This window comes from Piscirickettsia salmonis LF-89 = ATCC VR-1361 (assembly GCF_000297215.2).
Taxonomy (GTDB): domain Bacteria; phylum Pseudomonadota; class Gammaproteobacteria; order Piscirickettsiales; family Piscirickettsiaceae; genus Piscirickettsia; species Piscirickettsia salmonis.
Window position 1 is genome coordinate 1 of the sequence record NZ_AMFF02000156.1, and the last position, 1,500, is coordinate 1,500.

Here is a 1,500-nt window from a genome sequence, read left to right on the forward strand (position 1 = left end):
TCCTGCCAAATTTAATGACATCATTCTCACTGCATTGTGGGCAATTGACTTCGATATGAGGCATGGATAAATCTCTAAATTATTGTTAACTTGCTTCGAATTGTACCATAGCAATCAATAAGATACATCACCTTAAAATTTATAAATAATTTTTAAGAACTGTTAACTTTGCTCTGAGTCTTCTGTTGTAATAGTATGCGCCTGAGTACGGCGTGTTGTGCGTTTTTCTTTTACTTTGACTAGCTGTTTAGTTACTTTACTGATTGCTAAGCTTAAAATATGGTACATATCACGGCCGTTGGCGTGAGATACTAAATTATGCCCTGGAATTGCAACCTTAACCTCTGCTTTATTCCGCCCAGACTGATGGGTAAGCACGACATCAGCATGCAAAATTTCTTCAGAATGCTGTGATAATTTACCGAGCTTTTGTTTAGTAAAATTACGTAAAGAATGAGATAGAGGAATATGATGACCTGTTACTGTAACTTGCATATAAAACTCCTGCATGCAGTTGATTGAGCTAATTACCGTCTACAGTACTAAGCTATGGCTTTTTTTATTAAATTTCAAGAGGGAAGTGTAAATTAATATTGATAAATAAAAGCGGTAGTTAATAAGTTATAAAACTATGATTACATTAAGGCGGTTGTTGGGCTATTAGCTTAGGCGTTTAGTATACGGTAACTGGCAATTATTAATGTGGCATTCAGTGCTATTTAAATTAAAGAGTGTATAATTTGGATTCGGTAACAGGATCTTTTGTGGCTTTTATCCATGAGAAAGAATCAAGTAAAATAAAGCCAAATAAAATAATGGTTTGATTTTAAAATGTTTTCACTACTTTTAACACTGTTGATACGATTGTATCAATTGATAATCAGTCCTTTATTGGGGCCTCGCTGTCGTTTTTATCCTTCATGTTCTCATTATGCGATTGAAGCAATACAAACTCATGGTTTTTTTCGTGGAATAGCCTTGACAGTCAAGCGTTTACTGCGTTGCCATCCGGGGTGTGAGGGCGGGATTGACCCTGTTCCTGAAAAAGCGACTAAATCCTGTGAAAAATAAGCCGATATAGTCATAGCCCGTATTTATAATTTATGGGAGTGAATATAGTGGATAGCTTATCTGTTAATTCAACGAGCTCTGCTCTGGCTGTAATGTATAAAGCGTCTGTACAAGCTGCGATGCTAAAGGTATAATGCTCCCGATTTTTCAGACAGAATAGTTTAACAATTTATTCCTGAAAGGTTAAAATGATGTTTAACATTTTAGGAGCTATGACATGAGTCAAAAAAGAAAGAAGCCAAGCGCTGAATTTAAAACTAAAGTTGTCTTAGAGGTCATCGAAGGAGATCAGACGCTCAACCAAATATGTTCGAAATATGAACTAGTCCCTAAAACTGTTCAAAACTGGAAAAAGGTGTTTTTAGCAAATGCAAGCCTGGCTTTTAATATCGATAGCGCTGTGGCGGAGTTTAAGGATGAAATTAAAAC

At 35.7% G+C, this 1,500-nt stretch carries 3 protein-coding genes; 2 read left to right on the forward strand and 1 reads right to left on the reverse strand.

Going from position 1 to position 1,500, the window contains the following annotated elements; genetic code table 11:
- Positions 1-162: 162 nt before the first annotated feature.
- Positions 163-495 carry a ribosome hibernation-promoting factor, HPF/YfiA family gene (gene hpf, locus C200_RS12570; RefSeq protein WP_016212350.1) on the reverse strand — a complete coding sequence of 111 codons (333 nt, stop codon included), beginning with the start codon at positions 493-495 and terminating at the stop codon, positions 163-165.
- Positions 496-831: 336 nt separating this feature from the next.
- On the opposite strand from hpf, the gene yidD reads away from it, so the two are divergent.
- Positions 832-1,071, forward strand: coding sequence for a membrane protein insertion efficiency factor YidD (gene yidD / locus C200_RS12575; protein WP_032126997.1), 240 nt, complete (start codon positions 832-834; stop codon positions 1,069-1,071).
- Between the two features lie 217 nt (positions 1,072-1,288).
- Positions 1,289-1,500 (forward strand): IS3 family transposase (locus C200_RS12580; RefSeq protein WP_016212351.1); only part of this gene is annotated, 212 nt, incomplete at its 3' end.

Bases quoted from the DNA above. Each gene is read 5' to 3' on its own strand.
- yidD (WP_032126997.1), top strand. From the start codon at position 832: ATGTTTTCACTACTTTTAACACTGTTGATACGATTGTATCAATTGATA.
- hpf (WP_016212350.1), bottom strand. From the start codon at position 495: ATGCAAGTTACAGTAACAGGTCATCATATTCCTCTATCTCATTCTTTA.